Source organism: Klebsiella sp. CB_Kp196 (genome assembly GCF_040061575.1).
Lineage (GTDB): Bacteria > Pseudomonadota > Gammaproteobacteria > Enterobacterales > Enterobacteriaceae > Klebsiella > Klebsiella michiganensis.
Genome location: NZ_JBEAFH010000052.1, coordinates 1 through 22,869, shown reverse-complemented (window position 1 = coordinate 22,869; position 22,869 = coordinate 1). Strand labels below are relative to the sequence as shown.

The following is a 22,869-nucleotide window of genomic DNA, read 5'->3' as shown; positions in this document are numbered from 1 at the left end:
GCTCTTTAACGAGGATTCAATGTCGCCGCAGGCCCGCTTTCGGGTACCAGCCTGAAGGCGCGATAATAATTTCGGGAATCAATGCCCGCCAATGGGGAGAGATCGTGTCCGCTATAGGTTCCTGGATAAAACATCAACAGAGGGGTAAAACCCATCACGTCCTGCAAGGCGCTCATCAGCTCATGGCCACGAACCAGCGGCCAGGCATTACCCATGCCTGTCAGGATGACAAATTCTTGATTCTGAAGATCGACTTTTTTTGCTATGTAATCCGCGATCTTTTTCTGATTCAACAAGCCAACGAGTTGTTTTTTCAGCGCTTCGGTACCGACTTTCACTTCCTGCTGACAGACGCGCTCAAATAGCCCACGTTCGGTGAGCATCTCGATAATGATCTGAAAGATGTTGAGGTGTGCGAACTTGTGGTCCTTTTCCAGATTACGGAGCAGATACTTGAGATGTTCACGTACCTGCAGCTCATTCTGAGCAGGATAATCAAAAATCCAGAACCCAATCTCATTACCTGAGCCGTTGTTTTTAAGAAAGCGCTCTTCGCTAATGCGGCTCTGAACCTGTGACAGGCGGTATTCAAGCACGGGATCGATCACCGTTGCCCCTCCAGAATAGAAACCAATTCCTGTTGCCCGAGGCGCTGCAAGGTCGCCTGAGTTTCTGGTAAAAGAAAGACGGACTGTAGATTACGTCGGCGTGGTGTATCCAGATAACCCGCTTCAGCCAAGGCTTTGATCAGGTTGTTACCCATTTTTTTGATGGATGAATCTGAGTAACCAGTGAGTACGGGCTGCTGGCGAAGATGGTTAGCCACAAACTCATCCCAGCTATCCATAGGCAGCTTTTCTTTAAACTGTCTACGCAGGTCGTTCACCACCTCAGCCAGGAAGTCTTTAACAACCGGTGAATGGAGTACCAGCGCGACAAACAGTAATTGCTGACGCTCGCGCTCGCTCCCTTCCGAAATAAGTGACCATGCCGCTTTATCAAGCGTATTCAGGCGTAGTTTTATCGTTGTGGCATAGCGCTTCGCCGTATTGGCAGAGGAAGCCTGGAGAATGTTATGGCCCACGATCTGCTCTTGCCAGGTCTGTTCATCGGGATTGGTAAGCATGAGCTCAGCGATGATTCGACTTTCCCTGCTCATCAGCGGCCCGCCTAGCAGGTCTCCAATCCATGCCTTGTCGTTTTTCATCGTCATATCTACCCTCTGAAGACTGCTATGCAGCTCGCAAAAAAACAAACGATGATTGTAATGGGGGAAGGGGCCGGATGCCATGAGAAATGGCAATTTGTGAGAGGGTAAGGCTTGAAGGATTATCATGAGCCCGAGCATTGATGCTTACCATCGCCTGAGTAGCCAGCTTGAAACCGCCGATTGGAGATTTAATACTCATTTTACTAGTATTATTCTTACGGTCAGCCTCAACATTCTGAGTCAGATGAGATTCAAGTTCCATAGAAAGACATGCTTAAGTTAAATGTTTGATTAAATATATTAAGATCCTGTCTTAATACTGCCTGATCACCTATAAAAAGGCGGTGCATACCGCCTAATATCATCAGTCAGATTTTATTTTTCCATTTTAATAACATTACCAAGTATGTTAGTTTCTGTAACGCCATCACTTAAGGTAAAGAAACCAAGTCTCTCCTCTTCATCAGATAAATTAAATGCAGCAATATGATGATAACGGGATTTAATTTTATCAGAATATAATCTGAAAGGTGATTGGCTCAATTCGATTTCTACTGATAAACCAGAAAAATCGAGCGCAAAACAACCTGAAAGTATCTTCTGATCTGAAGCAGGAAAACTTTCTTTATAAATGGCATTATATTTAGGTTGGAAATATCTAATTAACCCGGCCTCGGCTAAGCAAATTACTTCTTTTTGGGATAAAAGATTGTCTATTATGCTTTTGAGACGAATATTGTCTTCTTTACCGGTAATACTAGTTTTGTCTCGTCCATCGAAAGAAGTTAAAAGTATATAATCATCGTATACCAAATTAAAAATAGATACTTGGTCATCTGGATAGTCACTCATTGTTTCAGCAAGAATTTTCTGGAGTGTAGAATGACTTTTTAACCGGTCAATTGCATTTCTCTTTCCTTCAGCAAATGCTTGACCTACATATAAAACCTCGAAGTTACGATAAATATCATTTCCAGTATATAAAGCCAATACATCGCTCGGCCAATATCTCTCCCATAAGCCATCAGACTTGAGCGTCTGAATTTTTTTATGTGGGTAATCTGCTACATTCAAACTAACCTCATTATCTTCAAATTCAAATGGAAAAGTATATTCAGAAACTATTTCTTTACCTTTGATCCGACTAGACACTTTACCAGAAACAAGGCCATTGTGGATTATAGGTTGCTCGTTACAACATGTTGCTTTTGGCTTTTTACAGATGAGGTATATATGGCTATTGTCAGCAACTTCTTGGAGCTCATCATTCATCTTACCATCAGCATGCAGCTGATCAGGAGTGAACATCAGCCATCCTTTAGAAGTAATGCTCACTGAAAATTCAGATACAAATTTTCTTTTACCAACCATGATTTCCCCCAAAATTTATTCTAGGTATCAAGCTAATACTGCTTGATATGTAATGAAATAATCCCATACCTATTCTAATGACATATCTCCGAAAAATATTGAACTTTTGCAGTAGTTTATTTCTCCGCATATTAGTGCGGCGGCAACTATTTGTGTATTAATTTTTTGCCTTATCCTCCACCATGTCTTACTAATCACCCTGTACACAGTTTACTCATGGCTTGTCATAGAATGGCAGTTTAGCGACTTCACCACTACGCATTCAGTATTGCGCCAGAGGATTTTGAGCCGTTCTCGTGTAAGCTGAAACAGGCGGGAGTGACGGTTTGGAAAGATAATAAAAGCGAAGGGCAATCTTTCTATTTTCTTGACCCGGATGGCCACAAGCTTGAGCTACATGTGGGAGATTTAGCATCTCGACTGGCACAATGCCGTGAGAAGCCTTACTCTGGAATGCGTTTCGGATCTGGAAAATAATCACGCAACTTTTTGATCTTCCACGCAGTATTCAATTTTATGTCCCATTTTGGGGGCAAATCCTCAAAATAAAATCTCACAACCCATTAATTTTCAACAAATTAAACGAAAAGGCGAGTCCGGCCTTCGCACCAAATCCCCCAATCAGTCCACTAAAATATTTTTTTGTATCTGCATTTCATCATTTGAAAAGCTCCTGTTGAGGCGTCTGTTCTTCTGAATCCGACATGGCTAGCACACACGCTCCCCACTATCCACCCGCGCTTCATCCTCACACCACCTTTCAAACAGCCTGGCGAATCTGGCGCTTTGCCAGGTTTCTCCAACCTGGCTTAAGATAAAGCCAGTGACCACAATAGCGGAAATAAAGTAAAACAGTGAAAATGCGATAGCTGAATTTACAGCCCCGCTGGCCAGTAACGATTGTATTGTTGTCCACCAGGCGCAGGCAAAAATGACGATTGAAATTAGCCAGAAACCTCCACTAACGATGTGAAATTTTTTTATTTTTTCAGCATCTACAGAAAAATGATTTTCTTCACAACGATAAAAGGATGGGTTTTTAAGGAAACTCATTAATCGTACATCATATGAGCCGATATTTTTATCAGCGATAAACGCGATCAGCTGATGGGCGTGCCAGACAGGAAGAGTAATCCCGATCTGCTCATACAAAAACTTTATTTGTACCGTCTGATGCGTCCTCGAGAGTTTAGTGTCGGGTATTTCAGCGTTCGCTATCTCAGCGATTTTATTCAGCACCTCTATTTTTGTTTCAATAGGTACCTTTTCGAAGCGGATTTTTCGCTTTGCTGGCGGGCTGGACATCACTTTTCCCGCCCAGTCGATGATCTTTTTAGCCACATATAAAATCGCGGGTAGCAAAACCAGCTTTGCAATATCTATCTCGTTAATGGCTCCCATCGTTATTCCTTTATAAAATGAATACGTAATGAATTTACAACACTGAATTTATTTTATGTAGCCCTCATTATTATGAGGGCTTCGATATGGCTAATTCATGGGCTGGCTCCTGGTCTGATTTAATGCCAACCGCCCAATACGGCCCTGCCCGGAGGCCGTTATACTTAAAGACTGAAGCCAATCTCCACCGATGCCGCACTGCGTTCCCCCTCGCCATGGTAAACCGCTTCGATATTGTTACCATCGGGATCGAGTACAAAGGCCGCGTAGTAGCCCGGGTGATAAGTTCGCTCACCGGGCGCTCCGTTATCACTGCCGCCGTGTGCCAGCGCTGCCTGGTAAAAAGCATCCACCGTCTCACGATCCCTGGCCTGGAAAGCCAGATGATGGCGTCCTGTCGGCTTACCTGCGGAACCGGGGCTATTAATGGATGAAACAACAAGCTCATCAGCCCAAAAATAATCGTCGTAGGTATTCACGACAGGGATCTCAAGGACCGCCAGCACGGCTGTATAAAACGCTTTGCTGGCCTCGAAATCATTTACCACAAGCTGGATATGGTCGATAAGCCTGCCGCGATGTAATCGGTAAGTCTCCATGATGGTTTCCTCATTCAGTCGTATTAACAGGTATTTATCCGTTATCTAAAAAGAGCGTTGTACGGATTTGATGGATGAGTACAGATCCGGAGTGGCGATATAGAGCATGACATTAAAATCCTGTCTGTCACCGCAATCCTGATCCCTCAACCCCGTCCCCCAATCACTCCGATAAACTCTCTGACCTGCTTCTGCTTCCTGGCCGACAGCTCCTCCACCCTGCGCATCGCGGCTTCCAGCTCCGGTTCCGGCTCAACCGCCGTCAGCACAATACAGCCATCCATCACCCGCACCTCCACCCGGGTGCCGGTCGAAAACCCTGCCGCCGCCAGCCACTCGCCCTTCATGATCAGCGCCGGAACAAGACGACGATCTGGCAGACGTCTCACATAACTCACCGTCAACTGACGCTTATTTTTCGGCGACACTTCTGGATCAAACGAATCTACAATACAATCAGCATTAGTCATGGTTGCTATTCTCGCGAAATAGTAATTGTGATCAGCGGTGCGGGTGTGTTGGCGCACATTCGCACCGCGCTAAATAACACCTGTAAACCTAACCAGTAATAAAAATAAAGTCCAGACTTTAATCGGACATAATAAAAGCCTTTAACCGCGAATTAAGAATTAACAGAATGCGTGTTTCTATTAATTAGCATCTGTGGAAAATGACTTTCCTGATATTGCTGAAATAACCGCAAAGCAGATTCAAAAAATAAAAGCGAGATAATGCGCGCAACAGGATGCCCATGCCCAATTACGGGCACCCCATCTCTTTAGCCAGCGTACCCTTCCGGGACTTCAGGCGGCGGGCGATACCTGCCGGCAGGGCGGACCAGAACGAGAGCGCCGGATGAGTCCGCCGCTCAATCTCGTCCACCGTAACCTGATAATCACAAAAACTGGCGCTTTTGGGCGTCGCCTGATCCAGCAAAAACGCCGCGTATTCGCCTTTATCCGGACTGGAGCCGATAAACATAATCTTCCAGTAGCCGCTGGGGATCTCCACCTCGGGCGCGGCGGGCAGGGTGGCGATATGCCGTTCGAACAGCGGCCCGGTAACGGACCACACCGCCGCCACGTCGCGGCGCTCGGCGAGGGCGCGCTCCTTATCCTCCAGCCGCGCCCACGCCCCCTGATTCAGGTTGGAGGCCTGCGGGGTGATATTGGAAAGATAGTTTAATGCCTGCCAGTCTGCGCTGGCGCCGAGCCCGGCGAGCGGCGCCTGATGCCCGCGATCGACCGCCAATGCTGCGCTGGCCCCTTTGTATGCCGCGGGGGCAAGGGTATCCGCAGCGGGTAAATCCGGATCGCGCTTCCAGCTGCGCGAACGCCCGCTGGCCAGGCTGGCTTTGGTGATTTTATACGCCACCCAATTAGCGAATTTGCGCTGGCTGTTGTTATTGAGCGTATAGGCTTCGCGAACCAGCGTCTGCGCGCTTCCGCCGGTCGGGCAGCCCACTTCACAATGATCCTCGCCGGATGATGCGGCAGCGCACGCGACGGCAAAAAATAGCGACGGCAGAACGCTGAATACTCGGGATAGCTTCATATTATTGATGACGTCAAAGAAAAGATGAACCGATGCATAAAAGAACCCCCTGAATAACCAGAGCGGAATTCAGCTATGAATCGCAAAGATGAAGTGAGAGCGTAAAAAGAGTTAGCCGGTCGCAGCCGCGCGGAATATCACAAGATGATTTAACATCACGGCGGATGTTATTTTGTGACTCTGGAAATGATGTTGAATGAGGTGACCAGACTCTCAAGCCCGCTATTTTCAGCCGGGCTGAACGGGGAATATGTCCAGCGAAGCGTAAAGCGGTGCGGCATCCATGTCGTTGTCTGAAAAAATGTCGCGGCAGGGGAAAACACTTCTCTCTGCGAGGAGGATTACTCAGACTACGCGGATGACCGATTAAGGAGAGAAGGTATGAAAAAGGAACTCTTGAGAGGCGTGCTGGCACTGGCCGTACTTAGTCTCCCCGCGCTGGCGAAAACAGGCGTTTCATTCAGCCACAAAGACTGGGAAGTGGTATGCGATAACACGCTGACCTGCCGGGCGGCGGGATACAGCGCTGAAGAAGGAAGCGGAGGTTCGGTGCTGCTGACCCGGCAGGCCGGAGCGGGCACCGCCGTCTCGGGAGAGCTGATGCTGGCGGAGGTGACCGACAGCGACGTTCTGCCGGGCAAACTGACGCTGTGGATCAACGGCCAGCCGGCAGGCGATGTGAAGCCCGAAAAAGAGAGCTGGCCGCTGTCGGAGAAACAGGCCCGGGCGATCGTTAACGCCATCAAAGGCAGCGGGAAGGTCGAATTTACAGGCGGGGAGGCGCCGTTTGAGCTTTCCGGCGAAGGCGCTTACGCGGTACTGCTGAAAATGGACGATGTTCAGGGGCGAATCGGCACGCCGGGTGCGTTGACCAAAAAAGGCGACGGGCCGGAAAGCAGCGTCCGGGCGGCGATTCCCGCCCCGGTCATTCACCGGGTCATGCCTGAGAAGGCGCAGGAGAGAGCGTTAACCGCGCCTGAGCTGGCGGTGCTCAAGCCTAAGCTTCTGGCCACGCTAAATAATGATGATTGGTGCGATCGCCTCCAGCCTGAGGAGGGACAGGAGCCTGAAACCATCAGTCTGACGCCGCTGGATAACGCGCATTCCCTGATTTCGGCCTTGTGCTGGCGGGCGGCCTATAACGAGGGATATGGCTATTGGGTTGTGGATAGTAAACTTGAGGGCAATCCGACGCTTATCACGGTCTCCGGTTCTGAGTATGGTGACGGCGAGATTTTTATGAGCCAGAAAGGGCGAGGGCTCGGCGATTGCTGGGGGACGGCGAGCTGGCTCTGGGATGGCACAACGTTCCGCAAAAGCCGTGAAGCGACCACCGGGATGTGCCGCTATCTTCGCCTCGGCGGGACATGGGATCTTCCCACCTGGGTGACCGAGGTTAAACCGGCAAAGTGAAATCACGCGGCCAGAATCTCTCCCGGCACACACGGCGACAGAGAGGACAGGGAAGGATCTTAACGATCCTCCGCGTAGCGGGATCGCGATCGACAGCGCCAGTGGCGTCAGAAAACTGACGCCTTGTTCAAAATAACAGCGCGGCTAATGTATTGCTAACTCGAATTAGTTTATGATTAAGCCGTTCTGTTCGTTATGGAAAATGAGTTTATGGCCAAAACCGTTGAGCAAGTCGCCAGGGCGCTGGAAATCTCGATTACCACCGTGCGCCTGGTGCTGGGTGGCAAAGCTGAGCAGTATCGCATCAGCGCCAAAACGCAGCAGCGTATTAATGATTACATCGCCGAGAACGGGCTGGTCGTTAACCATATCGCCCGCAGCCTGAAGCTCAATAAAACCGAGACCTTAGGGCTGGTGATCCCGCGTTTATCCAACCTGTTTTTCTCCACCCTGGCGGAAAAGCTCGAAGCCTGCTGCCGTCAGGCGGGGTATCAGCTAATGATTGCCTGCACCTACAGCGACAGCGAGCATGAAAACAGTCTGGTTGAAGGACTGCTGGCGCGCAACGTTGACGGGCTCTTCGTGGTGCCCTCTACCCGGGAAACGCAGCTGCATCACCAGAAGGTAGCGCGCAAGCGGCCGCTGGTGCTGCTCGACCGCGATTTTGGCGAGAGCGACGTGTCGCTGGTGGTAAGCGATAACTACAACGGCAGCAAAAAGCTGGTGCAGGCGATGACCCAGGCGGTGGACGTCTCGCCGATTTTTTTTATCGCCGGGGATACCCAGCAGCCGTCGATCCAGCGTCGTCTGCAGGGCTACCTGAGCGAGCTGCCCGCCGGCAAGGAGTGGATATTGTCCGCCAGCCATAACCGTCAGGAAGAGGGCAAACAGCTGATGCTCGATTTTCTGCGTCAGCACCGCGAGCCGCCGAAGGCGTTTATCGCCTCCTCTCTGCCCATTCTGGAAGGGACGCTGAGCGCGCTGCGGGAAACCTACGGCTTTATTCCGTCGGATATTCCCATCGGCACCTTCGATGAACATCAGATGCTGGGATTTCTGCCGAACGCGGTGTGGTCGATGCGCCAGGATGAGGACGCCTGGGCGCAGCACGCGTTTCATCTGATGCAGCAGAAGCTGCAGGGGGAAAATGCCGATGTGAAGATCACCGTGCCGATGACCCTGATTCACCGCCCGCTGTCGGTGGAGAAGCAGCGGAGCCAGTAAATGACACGGCTTGTGTGAACATGTCAATCCCCGGCTGCGCTATGCTGGCCGGGGCTACAGATACCGCATCCTGCGCGCGCTGGCAGCCCGGATAAGGCGCGGGCGCCGCAATCCGGGAACCCTTAACGATCCCTCATCAAGTCAATCGCTGAACAAACCGCGCCGCCAGCCCGGCGTCCAGCTCCGGTGGCAGGCCGCTGATCCCGACGCCGCCAATGGCCAGCCCGTCGACGATCACCGGCTCGCCGCCCGGCATCGCCAGCAGCTGCGGGTCGTTAAATACCGCCAGCTGCAGGGCGCCGGCGCTGACCTCTTGCGCCAGCGTTGCCGTCGGACGGCGAAAGCGCAGGGCGCTCCAGGCCTTGCGCTGCGCCAGCTGGCGCGGTAGCGGCGGGCAGCGAGCGTGCGCGCCAAAGGCGATGAGCTCGCCCTCCGGCCCGACAACCGCCACCGCCAGCCCCCGGGTTCGCGCATCGCTTTCCGTCTCCTGTAAAAACCGCGCGACCTGCTGGCACACAACACTATCGTTCAGACGGATCTTGGGACAGAGCGCGTCATTGTCCGGCATCGGCGATATACCCCCGTAAGCGCAGATAGAGGTCATCCAGCTCGCCTTTCTGCGCCGCCGTCAGCGCCACAAACGGCTCGCGGGTGGGGCCGGTATCGACGCTCTCTTTCGCGGCAAGATACTTCGCCGACTGGAACACGCCGCGCGCGACCAGCTGCTCCACCACCTCGTTGATCTGCTGCTGCAGGCGCTGCGCCCGGGCGATGTCGCCCTGTTGAAAAGCGCTGCGCAGGGCGAGAAACAACTCCGGCTGCAGGTTAACCGTGGTGCCAACCGTGGCCGTCGCGCCCGCCGCGAGGCTGGAAAGGAAGATCTCATCGAAACCGTTAAAAAAGACTTTCTCCGGGTAGCGGGCGATCATCCGTTCCAGCGAATAGAGGTTATGCGAAGTATGCTTCACCCCCAGAACCTGCTCATCGCCGAGCAGCGCGTCGGCGCTCTGGGCATCCAGCTCGACGCCGGTAAACTGCGGAATGTTATACAAAATCACCGGAATCGAAATGGCGTCCAGCACTCGACGGTAGTAGGCGATAATCTCCTCGCGGCTATATTTGTAGTAGTAGGGCGGCACCAGCGACACCGCGCTGGCGCCGTCCTGCTCGGCGTGCTTCGCCAGCTCGACGGCATCCCGGGTGCGCGGCGTCCCGACGTGGGCGATCACCGGCACGCGACCGCCCGCCGACTGCACCAGCGTTGCCAGTACCTGCCGGCGCTCATCGAAACGCAGCAACGGCCCCTCCCCGGAGGAGCCGCAGCAGTAAAAGCCCTCAACCCCGCGCGCCAGCTGGGCGCGGGCGAGAGCGTCCAGCGCCGAGTAGTTCACCGACTCATCGGCGTGCATCGGCGTCACCACGGCGGAGATAATGCCGCGAAAAACCTGCCATTTATCGCTTACCATGCGGTCCAGCCTCCATCCACCACCACGTTGGAACCGGTCATATAGACCGAGGCGTCGGAGAGCAAAAACACCACCGCGCCGTTGTACTCGTGGGCTTTCGCCATCCGCCCGATGGGGATACGGCTGGTGTAGTTTTTCTGGAAGCGCGGGTCCTGATCGCTGCGCTCGACGCCGGAGAGGGTCAGAGTATTGACGCGAATGCCGTCGCGCCCCCAGTAGGTGGCGCAGTAGCGGGTAAAGTTATACAGCCCGGACTTTGCCGCCGAATAGGCCACCGGTTTGACGAACGGAATGCCGGTGTCCTCTTTTTTGTAGCTATAGATATCCTGCACAGGGGAGACCACGCCGTAGATCGAACCGACGTTGATGATCGAGCCGCCTTTGCCGGCCTGTTTCATGCGCTTGCCGACCTGCTGGGTCATCAGGAAGGTGCCGACCAGGTTCACTTCCACCACCTCGCGGAACACCTCTTCCGGAAACTCTTCAAACGGGCCGGAGACTTCCGGCGGCGCGCTGGGCTGGGTGTCGACGCCCGCGTTGTTGACCAGGCCATCCGGGACGCCCCACTTCGCTTCAATGCTATCCAGCACCCGGTTAATGCTGGTTTTATCGGTAATATTCACTTCCGCGCACAGCAGGCGGTCGGAGTCCTTAATCGCCCCCAGCACGCGGTCGACGCGCGCGGCATCGACGCGGGTGGCCAGCGCCGCCACCTTCGCGCCGCGGTCGTGTAACGTCTTCACATACTGCGCCCCCAGCTGTCCCAGGCCGCCGGTCACGATGATGACCTTGTCTTTAACCGAGAATAACGTGTCTTCCATTGTCCTTTCCCCTCACTGCGTGGTTAGATTTTGTGGGTTGCGAGGTAATCACGATCGAGAATAATGCCGTGGCCCGGCCTTTCGCTCGGCACGTAGTAGCCGTCCACCTCTTCGCCCGCTTCGGCGATGATGCGCAGATCTTTCCAGCGCCCGCCGTCGGTCATCTCGGCGTATGAGATATTCGGCACCGTTGCCAGCAGGCTGGCGCTGAGCTCCATGACAAAATGCGGCGTCATTGGCAGGTTGTGCGCGCGGGCGACGGCGGCGATATCCAGATAGCCGGTGATCCCGCCGACGCGGCCGAGATCCGCCTGGATGTAATCCGCGCTGCCGCTCTCGATGTACTGCGTAAACTGGTTTAAGTTATAGACGTTTTCTCCCAGCGCGATAGGCGTGGCGCTGCGTTCGCGCAGCCGCAGATGGCCGGCGATATCGTCGGAGGGCAGCGGCTCCTCAATCCACAGCAGGTTGAGCGGTTCGAACAGCTTGAACGCGCGCAGCGCCTGCGGGAAGTTCCAGCCCTGGTTGGCGTCCACCGCCAGCGGGAAGCCCGGCACTGCTTCCTGAATCTTACGCAGCCGCTCCACGTCCTCCTCCAGCGTCGGTTTGCCCACTTTCACTTTCGCCGCCAGGTAGCCGGTGCTTTTCCAGCGTTTGACCTGGTCAATCACTTCCTCAATGGACAGATGCAGGTTGATGCCGCTGCCGTACAGCGGAACGCGATCGCGTACGCGGCCAAGAATGTCGATAATCGGCGCATTGAGGGTTTTACCTAACAGATCCCAGTAGGCAATATCCAGCGCCGCCAGGGCATGGGTGGTGACGCCCGCGCCGCCGACGTCGTGTACGTGTTTATACGAGCGATGCCACAGGCCGCGCGGGGAGAGCGGCTGGCCAATAACGTCCGGGATAATCTCGGCAATCAGCGCGGAGATGGTTTTCCCGCACCAGCCGGAAGTGTGGCTAAAGCCGGTGCCGACGTGGCCGTTAGAACCGTAGACGTCAACAATCGCCACTTCGATATCGGTGACGTGGTGAATCTGATCCCCCCACGGGCCTTCCGGCAGCGGAACGCGGGCGGTCATCAGTTCGATATTTTCAATCACGGGCATTTTTGTGCTGTTCATCTGATTCCTTCCTTTATGGGTTCAGCGGGGGCCGCCCCTGCGGCCCGGGCGGTTAATGTTTGGAGGCCGGGGATTCATGCCCCTTCAGGGCGATTGCCGGGCTGGCGTCATGTTCTCGATCGTTCTCGTCGCCCACCGCATGGCCGAAGACTTCCGGCAGCAGGAAGATGGAGGCGAGGAAGGCGCAGAACGGCGCGATAGCGATAATCATCGAGGCGACCGGTACGCCGACCGCTTCAAACAGGGCCGGGAAGACCAGGGTGGTAACGAAGGCGGTGACCTTGACGATGGTGTAGCCGATGCCGGAGGCCACCCCGCGATAGCGCGGTTTTGCCACCAGCGAGATCACCGTCATGCCGCTTTCGGAATCCCAGTAGTGGCCCCACAGCATTAGCGCCGCGCCGAAGATGATAAATGCGAAGCTGCTGCTGTAGACGCCCCACGCCGATATCGAAATACCGATGGTGACCAGCAGGAAGCCGTATTTGCTCAGTCCCTTATGCCCGAGCTTCGGCAACAGCAGCGGGCCGACAAATGCCGAGAGCGCGGCGATACAGTTCACCGCCAGCAGGGCGAGGTTATTCTGGATCTGCCCGGAAATCCCGATGGTGACGAGGATCAGCGGCAGGAAGAAGGAGAAGGCGTAGTTTTCAAACGACTGCACGGCGCAGGAGAACCAGCCGAACAGGGTGGTGCGGCGGGTAAACGGACGGCGGAACAGATCGTGCAGCGTCTCTTTGAGCGTCGGGTCGGCGATAGTGACGTTTTCATTGGGCAGAATGTCGTCCAGCAGACGGCCATCCTGTTCGCCGTAATATTCACGGGAGGCTTTTTTCGCTTCGATAAAGCGGCCGCGTTCGACGAACCACGCTGGCGTCTCCGGCAGCTCCCGACGCATAAACAGCAGCAGGCAGGCCGGGATCGCCGGGACCGCCAGCACGATGCGCCAGATCATATCCGGGTGAACATCAAGCGCCACCAGCGTGGTGACCAGCAGAATGGCGGCGATAATCCCCAGCGCGAACATAAACTGCCAGCGGTTAGCCATCACTTCGCGCTTGCCCTTCGGCATCACCTCCATGATGTAGGTAAAGCCGTTAGCCACGTCCGCGCCCACCGGGATCCCGGCGAGGCAGCGAATAATCGCCAGCCAGTACATATTGGGCGCCAGGCCCTGAAGAACGGCGAAGATCGCGAACAGGATCATCGACCAGAGGAAAATTTTACGCCGTCCGAGCTTATCGGTCAGCCAGCCGCCGAGCAGCGCGCCGACCACCGCGCCGAGCTGGGTGCCGGCGGCGGTAAAACCAAGCAGCCAGCTGCTGGGCTCATAAATATCTTTCAGGGCGAATAAAATAAACGCCATGGAATAAATATCCCATGACTCAATTAATAATGCGGTGATCATTAGCCATCCCGCTTTGGTGCAGCCAGGGGCCTCCTGCAGATCGAGCCGTTTCTTTGCCTTCTGGATAATAAATTCAATATGTTGCTGCTGATACATATAATCCTCTCTTATCCGGGCAGGCGGAGAGCCCGCCCGGACAGATGCGCGTTGATCCGCTCTTTATGGGCGATAAAGAGACGAATGAAGCGGATGTTTGCCAGGATCGCTAACAACGTAAAAATTACATAAGCGAATCAGTTGTTATTTCATTAATAAATGCGCATCGCCTGCGATAAAGACTTTCATATTTTGCGTCAGCGCCTGGGCAATAAAGGCGTTCAGCACTTCGGATAATACCTCCTCCTCTACATAAGCCAGACTGAGATGGTTGCTCTGGTGGCCCGCCATTAAATCGTCGCGCGAAACCCCGTCGAGAACGGCGTTGAGTAACGGCCACTCGTAGTTGGTCGCCCGGCGGCGGCGTTCGAATTCGTCATGCGGTAGTTCGACGGCGGTGCCGGTGCCGATATGCAGGATCACCTGGGTGCCTTCGTAATGCGCTCGCGCCCAGATAAAGCGTCCGGCTTTGCCCTGACCGGCGATGGTCGAGCCGCCGTAGGGGAAGAACATCGCCGGCTGGCGATAGCCGGTGGCCCCGGCGATCCCGCCTTTCAGATGGGCGAACGGCACCGCGCCGGAGATCTCCAAATCCCAGTAGAACGTGCCGTTGTATTCGCTACCCCAGCGGATATCGTGAAGGGTGGTTTCGCTCGCCATGCCCAGCGCACCGAGCAGCTTCGCCAGCATCACCTGCGGGATGGCGCTGCCCATATCCACCTCGTTGATGCAGGGGATCGGCGCGTCCGGACAGACGATCTCGCCATTTTCATCCGGGATCGGGAAACGTTCCGCGTTACCGATGGCGCCTTCGGCAAAATCCGAGGCGGCGCAGCTGTCTTTGAGCCCCTGCTGATACTGCACGCCCACCGCCGTCAGGCCGAAGCGCTTCACGAAGCGCGCCATGGCGATCATCATCGCGCACTGTTCCAGCACCTGCTCCCGGGTCAGATCCTTCGCGCCGTCGGTGCCGAACCGGAAGCGCATGCCGCGGGTCTCATACCAGTCGAGACAGGCTTCGCGCAGGGCGATCGGCACCTTGTTCATTTCAACCAGAAGCGCCGATTGCGACAGCGACTCCACCGGCATCCCTACGTCGATCATCGCTTTTTGCGGGAACACGCCGTTGATCATCCCCATACAGAAGGTATCGAACAGCCCGACAATGGCCTTGTGTTTGAGGATCGACTGCCCAACCTTCACGCCAATCTGCCCGGCTTCGCTGGCCAGCAGCGGCGCGCTGGGTGCAACCGGATGCAGATAGCCGAGCTTATGGCTGAGATGGCCGTCGCGCAGCCAGGTGTCTAAGCCACGAATAAACGCCTCGTCGGCGAAGGTTTCCGACCAAAGCCGCGAGTAGCTGCGCTCCAGGCTGGTGAGGCAGCCTGCCATACAGAGCATGCCGACGAGGCCCGGCCAGGTACCGTCAAAATTGGCGAGCAGCAAAATAGGGCCGCGATGATGTACCAGCGAAGGAGCAAGGTGATGGGAGTATTGCCAGGCGGTCAGCAGGACAATAACCGGCGCATCCGGATCGATCCCGGCGAACAGCTCGCTACCCTCTTTCTGGCTGCTGATAAACCCGTGACCGCGCTGCTCGTTGACCGGATGGGCGCGGCGCAGGCGATAGCCTAATGTTTCCAGCGCCGTTTCCAGACGCTGTTCAAACAGCTTCTGCGTGGGCCAGCAGGTGACGTTAGCCGGTTCGCGGAGATCCGCATTGGTCACCATCAACACTTCGCCTGGCTGCGGGGTAATAAGCCCGGCTTCCGCGGGTAACGTTAAATTCAGCATGTGAATTTCTCCTGTAGGGGATAGGTCGCTTGGTTATCGTTGAGCGTGCTGCGCCGGGGTAAGCGCGGCATCAATCGTTCTGTTGCTGGCTAATTTCTTTGGCTAACTCGAATTAGCAAATTAGGATAAAAAAAAGACAGGAACAAACTCTTTACCGGGGATTTGTGATGGCTATCAATGTGCAATTATTAACTTATTAATATTTAACTCTTTATTTTAAACGGTGGGTCGAGGTGACAGGGAACGCTTGCTGAGGCGGCATAAAGGCGGGCAGAAAAGCGGACGGGAAGCGCAGCGGGGACGGTAAATCAGCGTTAAATATATAATTAATTGAATTTATTAAATTATTTACGTTATTTCGTGAACGATTTGTCTCGCGGCGCTGGCGCAGGTGTTAAAATTTAACCGATCCTGGTCACACTCTTTTAGCATTTACGTTGTGAATCTCCGTATCTTGTTATAATTAGCTAATTCGAGTTAGCTTGCGGGCGATTTTCCCTCGCGACCGCGGTTAGCCAGGCGCTGCCCGACTTAACAATAATGATTCAGGACAGAGGATTTAATGATGACTATGCTTACCTCGCCCGCCATGACCCCTGCAAAAAATGAACAAACATCGCAACAAACGCATGAAAGAAGAAAGCTGCTCACCGTGCTGGGCTCCGGTCTTTCCGGCACAACGATTGAGTTCTATGACTTTTTTATCTACGGCACCGCCGCCGCGCTGGTGTTTCCGTCGCTGTTTTTTCCTAACCTCTCGCCGCTGATGGCGCTGCTGGTGTCCTTCCTGACGCTGTCGATTACCTTCGTCAGCCGGCCCATCGGGGCCATCGTATTTGGCCACTATGGCGATAAGATCGGCCGCAAAAAATCGCTGGTTCTGTCGCTGATGATTATGGGTATTTCGACTTTTTTCATAGGCTTAATCCCCAGCTACGACACCATAGGCAACGCCGCGCCGCTGATACTTATCTTTTTGCGCCTCTGCCAGGGCTTTGCCATCGGCGGCGAATGGGGTGGGGCGACGACGCTGATCACCGAGTATGCGCCGCGCCATCGCCGGGGCTTTTTCGGCACTTTTGTTCAGTTGGGCAACGTGCTTGGCCTGTTTATCGCCACCGGCGTTTTTGCGCTGGTGGTGATGCTGCCGGAGGATGACCTGATGTCCTGGGGCTGGCGCGTGCCTTTCCTGTTAAGCATCGCGCTGTTGTTTGTCGGGATGTTTATCCGCTCAAGGATCGAAGAGACGCCGGTGTTCCAGGAGAATCAGAAACAGCAGCAGAACGCGCCGAAAGCGGCGGAGCAGAAGTTTCCCATTCTCACCGTACTCAAGCATCACCGTAAAGCGGTGTTCCTGGCGATGGGCATGCGCATGGGGGAGATTGTTCTGGGCTGGCTGACGGTGGCGTTCTTTATGTCCTATGTGACAAGGGAACTCAACTTCACTCGCGAAACGGCGCTGAACGGGCTGCTGCTGGCCAGCTTTGTCGGCATTTTTACCTTTCCGTTCTTCGGCTGGCTTTCCGATAAAATTGGCCGCCGACCGGTCTATCTGGCCGGCGCCGCCATCACGCTGATCTTTGCCTTTCCGCTGTTCTGGATGATCGACTCCGGCTCGGTGAAGATGTTTATGTTCGCCACCACCTTCTGCTATTCCGTGGGGCTGGGGATGATGTTCAGCGTTCAGCCAGCCTTCTTTTCGGAGCTTTTTGACACCAGCGTGCGCTACACCGGCGTGTCGCTCGGCTTCCAGCTGGCGAACATCGTCGGCGGCTTAACGCCGATGATTGGTACCTTGCTGCTGGTGTGGTCCGGCGGCGCATCGTGGCCCATCTCGCTGTTTCTCGCCTGCATGGCGCTGATTACCATCCTGTGCGTCTGCGTGACGCGGGAAAGCTATAACGATGAGCTTAATGAGGTGAAGAAGTAGCCGGGGAGGGTTGCCCCGCCATGACCGGCGGGGCGGGCGTATCAGAACAGATTAAATTTATATTCGATAATCACTTCCGAAGAGAGCGAGTTGGCCCGGCTGTAATGGCCGTCGGTAAGCACCGGCGTTTTGCCATTCATCTTATAGGACCAGCCCGGCCCGAACATCGCCCAGACGGTGAGATTTTTCAGTCTTGGGTGCGTCGGCACCCAGCGGCTGAAGGCGTTAATTTCCCCGGTACGGACGTGGTTGCCGCGGTAGTTAAACTGGGCGATGTTGCCGGCGAGACCGATCGCCAGCTCCGGCGTCAGGTTATAGTCCGACATATTAGAGAGAACCAGCTCACCGTCGCGCATATAGTCGTTGCCGGCATAGGCCATTGAGATAAAGGTCCCGCGCGAGTTTTTACTCATATGGCGCGGGTAGAAGCCCACTTCATTGGCCTTGTTCGCATCGGTATAGCCCAGACCCCACTTGGTGCTCCAGTTGTCCGCCTGCCACTTCACATCCATGGCGATGTGCCAGGCGTCGTCGTCAAAGTCACGCTTATTCGCTGGCATCGCTTTATACTCGTCCAGCGCGTGAGTGGTGTAGACCTGAGTACCGATGTTCAGCGCTTTTATCGGCTTAATATTGGTAAACAGAATATGGCGGCGCAGATAGTTATCGCTTTCACCATAGCCGTACTGCATGTTCAGGTGCTCGCTTTGCCACAGAATATCGCCGCTGGCGATATGGTTAATGTACTGTCCGCTGTTGGTCTGGAAGCGTTTCTTATCCGGCGAGTTACGATCCATCGCGCTTTCGATGTACGCGCCGCGCAGCGTGAAGGGGCCGTAGTTCACCGCGCCGGTCCAGCCCAAATAGGTGGTCGGGGAGAGGCGGGTGGAGTTGGAGATGACGCCAAAGTTTTTCATCGTCTGCCAGCCCCAGCGGGCGTTCAGATGAGTGTCCGCCAGGCGATACTGTAGCTTGATGTTGCGTTGACCAAATTTAGAAAAGCCTTCAGCGTTGCTCTTTTTATTCCCGCTGCCGTTGTTATACAGCACGCCGCGGGAGTTAAAGTAATCGCTGGCGCCGAGCTTGACCGCTCCGTAGTAAGTGGCATCAAAGCCAATAATATCGGCAAAATAGCCGGACTGATAATCGACGGCGACGCCCTGACCCCAGGCATTATGGACTTTCTTTGGCTCGGTCTCTTCTTCCTTAAGATATTTCCAGTAGTTTTTAAACGATAAATTCATATGGGACTGGCTGAATAACGGATCGTCGAGCACGGTATCGATATAATCGTGCTCCTTCAGGCTGTTAGTGGTCGAAGCTGACCAGGCGCTGGCGGGAATAGCCAGCAGCATAATGGCGACTGTTGTAGTATTGATTTTCATAATAAACCCCAGAGTAGGGACGCAGCGATCCAGGCGAGGTGTTTTCGCCTGAAGTCTGACGTAATAAATAATTAAGCGTGGGTATTATTTTTTATCGAGAGCCTGTTTTCCGGCTTCAACATATTTCATGGTGCCAATTTCTGGAACGGTATATTTGCCGTCTTTATAAACAATTTTAACCACCGCGGCATTGGCAAGCGGCTTGTTTTTCGCGTTATCGTTGGTTAAATCGGAAATCATAATCTGCATTGCGGTACCGGATGAAATTGCCAGCACGTTTTTATCGCCCCGGGCCTGCGCGTTTTCAACGATAGTATGCAGCGCTGCCTGGGTACGGGTTTTTACCTGCTGATAGTTTTCCGCCATACCCTTTGGGTCGGCCGCTGCCAGCGCGTTCTGGTTGGTATCGACGGCCAGGGTGCCCGCTTTCATTTGGCTGAACAGCGCAGCGCCGTCTTTAAGCCCCAGCTGTCTGGCGCCGGCGTCGGCCATATCTTTGTTATAGCCGCCTTCGAAACCGCCGAAGAAGGCTTCTCGCAGGCCGCTGAGTTCAGTAAGTTTGTAATCACTTACTCCGGCTTGCTTAAGGATCACCTGCATGGTTTCACGCTGACGTCCGGCATCGCTGGAATAGAAGCTATCAAACGGAATACCTTTAAGCCCCTCGCCGAGATAACGAGCGACGCGAATGCCGTCTTCGGTAAGCGGTGAGTCCGCCCAACCCTGCACGCGGTCAAACGTATTCAGCAGCGTTTTGCCATGGCGGGCGAAATAGATATTCACGCCGTCATCGTTTTTAACTTCCGCCGCAGAGCAGGTTGCCGCACCTGCCGCCATCATTAATGCTATTAGCCACTTCTTCATATAACGCTCCACCTGAATGGTCTTTTTATAAGCAAAAAAAAACCTACGTCAGATATTCGACGCGAAGCATAAATAAGATTATGTTCGCTCGAACGTCTATAACGTAGGTTTCGCCTGTTCTAAACAGTAACAATCCAACAAGGGCGACGTTAGCACTAATTATGAGAAAAGACATCCTCTATTTATTATGAATGTCAATAAATGTGATCGTCTTCATGGAGGTAATTTTGTCGATTGAGTTGTATCTTAAGTTTAATTTTCAGATTAATTGGCAGTTTTCGGCTTAAATAATTTTAGAGGATTGATCTCCGTCACAGAATAATGATGTCCGGGCTGGACTCTTTTACGCTCTGGCGTTATTTTCGCAGCACTCTGGGATTGTTACTGACCACAGGCAAAACCTAAGACCCCTGTCCGCCAATTTGGCGTGCGGCAGGAGTCTTAGGTTTTTTTTTGCGCCTAAGAAATACCTCTGCTACCCAACAAGGAGTGATGATGAGAACGAAAATCCTGACTGCCGCCATTCTGGCGTTATCTGCCACTGGCGTACAGGCTGCTGAAAAACCGCTGAAAATACTGCTGGTTAACGATGATGGCTGCCAGTCTGTGGGAACCACTTCGCTGCAGGAAAAACTGGCGGCCAAAGGGTATGACGTCTGGATGGTGGCGCCGGCAACGAATCAGAGCGGTATCGGGTCGGCAATTACTTTTAAGACGGGTAAAGTTTTTGATGTCAAAAAAGCCGCTGACAAACGCTACTGCTTCCCGGGAACTCCTGCCGATGCGCTGGATTTTGGCCTGTGGGGCGTGCTGAAAGACGCGCCGCCGGATCTGGTGATTTCGGGCGTCAACGATGGTCCCAATACCGGTATGGCGCAGGTTAACTCCGGCACCGTGAGCGCCGTGGCCCGCGCCGTACGCTACGGTTTCCCGGCGATTGCCGCCAGCATTGGCTACCGCTTCACGGAAGAAGAGATGAAGAACAAATGGCCGAGCACGCATAAGTACTGGCCTGATTCGGTGGATTATGTCGTCTCGTTGGTGGATAAACTTAACGCCGCGCATAAACCGGGAAGCCCGATTATGCCGCAGGGGGCCGGGTTAAGCATTAACTATCCGCCGCTGCCGTCGGCTGAAATTAAGGGCGTTCATTATATTGAGAATGAACAATTCCCTGTGCCGCAGATTGGTTATGAACTTCTGGCGGACGGTACCGCCAAACAGACGATGAATCCGGAGGCGATGAAACCGGCGGAAGGGGATAATGACTCGGGCTGGCTCAACAAAGGATATATTACTTACACCCTGTTTGATGGTTCATGGAACGCGCCGCACTACCAGGCGCAGTTTGAGGCGCTGCTCGGTAAATGATGCTGTAGCGATAGTAAAGAAGAAGGCGCGGGCTCCGCGCCTTCTTTATATGAACCGATGATGAAGCGCTATTCGTCGAAGAACCAGTAGCCCTGGTTAATCAGGCGGGTCAGATCGGCGATAAAAGCCGGATTGCGCAGCGCGGCCTCGCCTAGCTCCTCTTTACCCAGCAGGGTATAGCGGCACAGCGCGTCCAGAGCCGCGGGATCGGTTGGCTCCAGCTGTTCGCTATTCACAAAGAAGCTGTCGCCGATGTGCAGTACACGCAGGCCGCTCAGGCGAGTCAGCATTTCACCGCCCGCCAGCGCGTCGACAATCTCCTCTTCTTCAAAAGGCGGTTCAGCGGGCGCAATATCCAGCTCGTGGCGCGGCGTGGTGGCAAAACGCCCAAACCAGCGGCGGAAATCTTCCGGCTGGCTAATCATCTCGATCATCATGCCGCGCAGGCGTTCCAGTTCATACTCTTCTACCCGTCCCGGATGTTCGCGGCAGGTCAAATCCGGATCGCTGTAGTGCTCGCCGCCGAGATCGTTTTCCAGCGCATAATCGGCAAAGCTGCTGATCAAATCGCGGCCGTTTGGTCCACGGAAGCCGACGGAGTAGTTCAGCGCCGTTTCGTGAGTGATTCCGTCGTGCGGGAATCCGGGCGGAATGTACAGAATATCGCCAGGTTGCAGATCTTCATCAATGATCGGCGGGAACGGGTCAACGTGCAGCAGCGCCGGATGCGGGCAGAACTGACGCATCGGTAGCTTATCGCCCACGCGCCAGCGGCGGCTGCCCATGCCCTGAATAATAAAGACGTCGTACTGGTCGATATGCGGGCCTACGCCGCCGCCCGGTACGGAAAAGGAGATCATCAGATCGTCTAAACGCCAGTCCGGCAGCACGCGGAAGGGGCGCACCAGTTCAGCGGCGGGCATATGCCAGTGGTTTACCGCCTGAGCCAGTAGCGACCAGCCGGTTTCGCCCAGGCCATCAAAATGTTCAAACGGCCCGTTGCTGGCCTGCCATTGACCGTTCTTGAGGCTCACCAGTCGACTATCGACTTCCGGTTCCATGGCCAGCCCGGCCAGCTCATCCGGCGTAATCGGATCGACGAAATTCGCGAAAGCCTTCTTTAATACGACCGGCTGCTTTTGCCAGTACTTTTCTAAAAACTCGGGCCAGTTAATGTTGAGTTGATAAGCCATAGGTTCATACCAATAAGAAGAAACGGGCCTGATTATAGAAATATGCACCCTCAAGCCGCTTTGTCATGGGTCAAAGCTGGTGCTTAATTCATCATCTGAAGTCACGACGCGGTAAGAGTGGGGGAAACGTAAAGCGGATAACGTTGATTTTCGCAAAATGTCGCTTTTGCCTGAATTCGCTGCAGCCCGCGTGGCATCTGGCTTTCCCCCATTTTTTCTGGCGTGGAGGGAGCGTGAGAAGTTTAAATTATGAGCGTTTGATAAGTTTTTTGTATTTTAAGGGTTGCTATATCCCGGCAGCTCCCTATAATGCGCTCCCACTGACACGGCAGATGTGAATCACTTCACAAACAACCGGGTCGGTTGAAGAGAAAAAAACCTGAAATAACGGGTTGACTCTGAAAGAGGAAAGCGTAATATACGCCACCTCGCAACGGTGAGCGAAAGCCGCGTTGCACTGCTCTTTAACAATTTATCAGACAATCTGTGTGGGCACTCAAAGTGACATGGATTCTTAACGTCCTCGGACGAAAAATGAATACCAAGTCTCTGAGTGAACATACGTAATTCATTACGAAGTTTAATTCACGAGCATCAAACTTAAATTGAAGAGTTTGATCATGGCTCAGATTGAACGCTGGC

At 53.9% G+C, this 22,869-nt stretch carries 21 protein-coding genes and 1 pseudogene; 5 read left to right on the top strand and 17 right to left on the bottom strand.

Annotation, left to right across the window (positions count from 1 at the left end):
• Nucleotides 1–5 precede the first annotated feature (5 nt).
• From ABLU87_RS17565 to ABLU87_RS17550, 4 genes are all read right to left on the bottom strand, one after another.
• The gene (locus ABLU87_RS17565; protein ID WP_086531847.1) at nucleotides 6–608 is read right to left on the bottom strand and encodes a DUF1788 domain-containing protein; all 603 of its coding nucleotides are present in this window, start codon (nucleotides 606–608) and stop codon (nucleotides 6–8) included.
• Nucleotides 605–1,207, bottom strand: a complete 603-nt coding sequence (locus ABLU87_RS17560; protein WP_122118028.1) for a DUF1819 family protein — start codon at nucleotides 1,205–1,207, stop codon at nucleotides 605–607. The genes ABLU87_RS17565 and ABLU87_RS17560 overlap by 4 nt, the downstream gene beginning before the upstream one ends.
• A gap of 25 nt (nucleotides 1,208–1,232) precedes the next feature.
• Nucleotides 1,233–1,472: a hypothetical protein gene (locus tag ABLU87_RS17555; RefSeq protein ID WP_142927870.1), complete on the bottom strand. Its 240-nt coding sequence runs from the start codon at nucleotides 1,470–1,472 to the stop codon at nucleotides 1,233–1,235.
• A gap of 113 nt (nucleotides 1,473–1,585) precedes the next feature.
• On the bottom strand, nucleotides 1,586–2,581 hold the full coding sequence (locus ABLU87_RS17550; protein ID WP_142927871.1) for a hypothetical protein: 996 nt from the start codon (nucleotides 2,579–2,581) through the stop codon (nucleotides 1,586–1,588).
• 252 nt (nucleotides 2,582–2,833) lie between these two features.
• Here ABLU87_RS17550 and ABLU87_RS17545 point away from each other — a divergent pair.
• A pseudogene (locus tag ABLU87_RS17545) lies at nucleotides 2,834–3,058 on the top strand (FosA family fosfomycin resistance glutathione transferase); the annotation flags it as partial.
• A gap of 231 nt (nucleotides 3,059–3,289) precedes the next feature.
• Here the strand turns inward: ABLU87_RS17545 and ABLU87_RS17540 are convergent.
• The 4 genes from ABLU87_RS17540 to ABLU87_RS17525 form a co-directional block, all read right to left on the bottom strand.
• On the bottom strand, nucleotides 3,290–3,982 hold the full coding sequence (locus ABLU87_RS17540; RefSeq protein WP_224237531.1) for a hypothetical protein: 693 nt from the start codon (nucleotides 3,980–3,982) through the stop codon (nucleotides 3,290–3,292).
• Between the two features lie 164 nt (nucleotides 3,983–4,146).
• Nucleotides 4,147–4,581, bottom strand: coding sequence for a VOC family protein (locus ABLU87_RS17535; protein ID WP_004098173.1), 435 nt, complete (start codon nucleotides 4,579–4,581; stop codon nucleotides 4,147–4,149).
• A gap of 146 nt (nucleotides 4,582–4,727) precedes the next feature.
• Nucleotides 4,728–5,051: an endoribonuclease SymE gene (gene symE / locus ABLU87_RS17530; RefSeq protein ID WP_122117714.1), complete on the bottom strand. Its 324-nt coding sequence runs from the start codon at nucleotides 5,049–5,051 to the stop codon at nucleotides 4,728–4,730.
• A gap of 289 nt (nucleotides 5,052–5,340) precedes the next feature.
• Nucleotides 5,341–6,135, bottom strand: coding sequence for a DNA/RNA non-specific endonuclease (locus ABLU87_RS17525; RefSeq protein ID WP_224237532.1), 795 nt, complete (start codon nucleotides 6,133–6,135; stop codon nucleotides 5,341–5,343).
• 381 nt (nucleotides 6,136–6,516) lie between these two features.
• Between ABLU87_RS17525 and ABLU87_RS17520 the strand changes: the two genes are divergently transcribed.
• Nucleotides 6,517–7,548 (top strand): DUF1176 domain-containing protein, encoded by a 1,032-nt coding sequence (locus ABLU87_RS17520; protein WP_122117716.1) that lies wholly within the window; start codon nucleotides 6,517–6,519, stop codon nucleotides 7,546–7,548.
• Between the two features lie 210 nt (nucleotides 7,549–7,758).
• Nucleotides 7,759–8,772: a LacI family DNA-binding transcriptional regulator gene (locus tag ABLU87_RS17515; RefSeq protein WP_004117622.1), complete on the top strand. Its 1,014-nt coding sequence runs from the start codon at nucleotides 7,759–7,761 to the stop codon at nucleotides 8,770–8,772.
• Nucleotides 8,773–8,908: 136 nt separating this feature from the next.
• Here ABLU87_RS17515 and ABLU87_RS17510 read toward each other — a convergent pair whose 3' ends face one another.
• The 6 genes from ABLU87_RS17510 to ABLU87_RS17485 all read right to left on the bottom strand — a co-directional run bounded on the left by ABLU87_RS17510 (nucleotide 8,909) and on the right by ABLU87_RS17485 (nucleotide 15,484).
• Nucleotides 8,909–9,340, bottom strand: coding sequence for a heme-binding protein (locus tag ABLU87_RS17510; RefSeq protein WP_122117717.1), 432 nt, complete (start codon nucleotides 9,338–9,340; stop codon nucleotides 8,909–8,911).
• Nucleotides 9,327–10,238, bottom strand: coding sequence for a dihydrodipicolinate synthase family protein (locus ABLU87_RS17505; protein ID WP_064378495.1), 912 nt, complete (start codon nucleotides 10,236–10,238; stop codon nucleotides 9,327–9,329). Before ABLU87_RS17505 ends, ABLU87_RS17510 begins: the two co-directional genes overlap by 14 nt.
• A complete protein-coding gene (locus ABLU87_RS17500) occupies nucleotides 10,232–11,059 on the bottom strand; it encodes an SDR family oxidoreductase (RefSeq protein WP_122117718.1) in 828 nt (275 codons plus the stop codon). Before ABLU87_RS17500 ends, ABLU87_RS17505 begins: the two co-directional genes overlap by 7 nt.
• 23 nt (nucleotides 11,060–11,082) lie before the next feature.
• Nucleotides 11,083–12,186 (bottom strand): mandelate racemase/muconate lactonizing enzyme family protein, encoded by a 1,104-nt coding sequence (locus ABLU87_RS17495; RefSeq protein ID WP_004108723.1) that lies wholly within the window; start codon nucleotides 12,184–12,186, stop codon nucleotides 11,083–11,085.
• A 52-nt stretch (nucleotides 12,187–12,238) separates the two neighbouring features.
• Nucleotides 12,239–13,690, bottom strand: a complete 1,452-nt coding sequence (locus tag ABLU87_RS17490; protein WP_122117719.1) for an MFS transporter — start codon at nucleotides 13,688–13,690, stop codon at nucleotides 12,239–12,241.
• A gap of 144 nt (nucleotides 13,691–13,834) precedes the next feature.
• Entirely contained in the window at nucleotides 13,835–15,484 is a 1,650-nt protein-coding gene (locus tag ABLU87_RS17485) for a signal transduction protein (RefSeq protein WP_116281057.1), read from the bottom strand.
• A 565-nt stretch (nucleotides 15,485–16,049) separates the two neighbouring features.
• Here ABLU87_RS17485 and ABLU87_RS17480 point away from each other — a divergent pair.
• Nucleotides 16,050–17,414 carry an MFS transporter gene (locus ABLU87_RS17480; protein ID WP_014227732.1) on the top strand — a complete coding sequence of 455 codons (1,365 nt, stop codon included), beginning with the start codon at nucleotides 16,050–16,052 and terminating at the stop codon, nucleotides 17,412–17,414.
• Between the two features lie 41 nt (nucleotides 17,415–17,455).
• Here ABLU87_RS17480 and ABLU87_RS17475 read toward each other — a convergent pair whose 3' ends face one another.
• Both ABLU87_RS17475 and ABLU87_RS17470 read right to left on the bottom strand, forming a co-directional pair.
• Nucleotides 17,456–18,799 carry an OprD family outer membrane porin gene (locus tag ABLU87_RS17475; protein WP_116281058.1) on the bottom strand — a complete coding sequence of 448 codons (1,344 nt, stop codon included), beginning with the start codon at nucleotides 18,797–18,799 and terminating at the stop codon, nucleotides 17,456–17,458.
• Nucleotides 18,800–18,883: 84 nt separating this feature from the next.
• A complete protein-coding gene (locus ABLU87_RS17470) occupies nucleotides 18,884–19,663 on the bottom strand; it encodes a histidine phosphatase family protein (protein ID WP_122117968.1) in 780 nt (259 codons plus the stop codon).
• A 495-nt stretch (nucleotides 19,664–20,158) separates the two neighbouring features.
• Here ABLU87_RS17470 and surE point away from each other — a divergent pair, with 495 nt between their 5' ends.
• The gene (gene surE / locus ABLU87_RS17465; RefSeq protein ID WP_122117969.1) at nucleotides 20,159–21,034 is read left to right on the top strand and encodes a 5'/3'-nucleotidase SurE; all 876 of its coding nucleotides are present in this window, start codon (nucleotides 20,159–20,161) and stop codon (nucleotides 21,032–21,034) included.
• Between the two features lie 68 nt (nucleotides 21,035–21,102).
• On the opposite strand, the gene ABLU87_RS17460 is transcribed toward surE, so the two are convergent.
• A complete protein-coding gene (locus tag ABLU87_RS17460) occupies nucleotides 21,103–22,227 on the bottom strand; it encodes a cupin domain-containing protein (protein WP_014227737.1) in 1,125 nt (374 codons plus the stop codon).
• Between the last annotated feature and the right edge of the window lie 642 nt (nucleotides 22,228–22,869).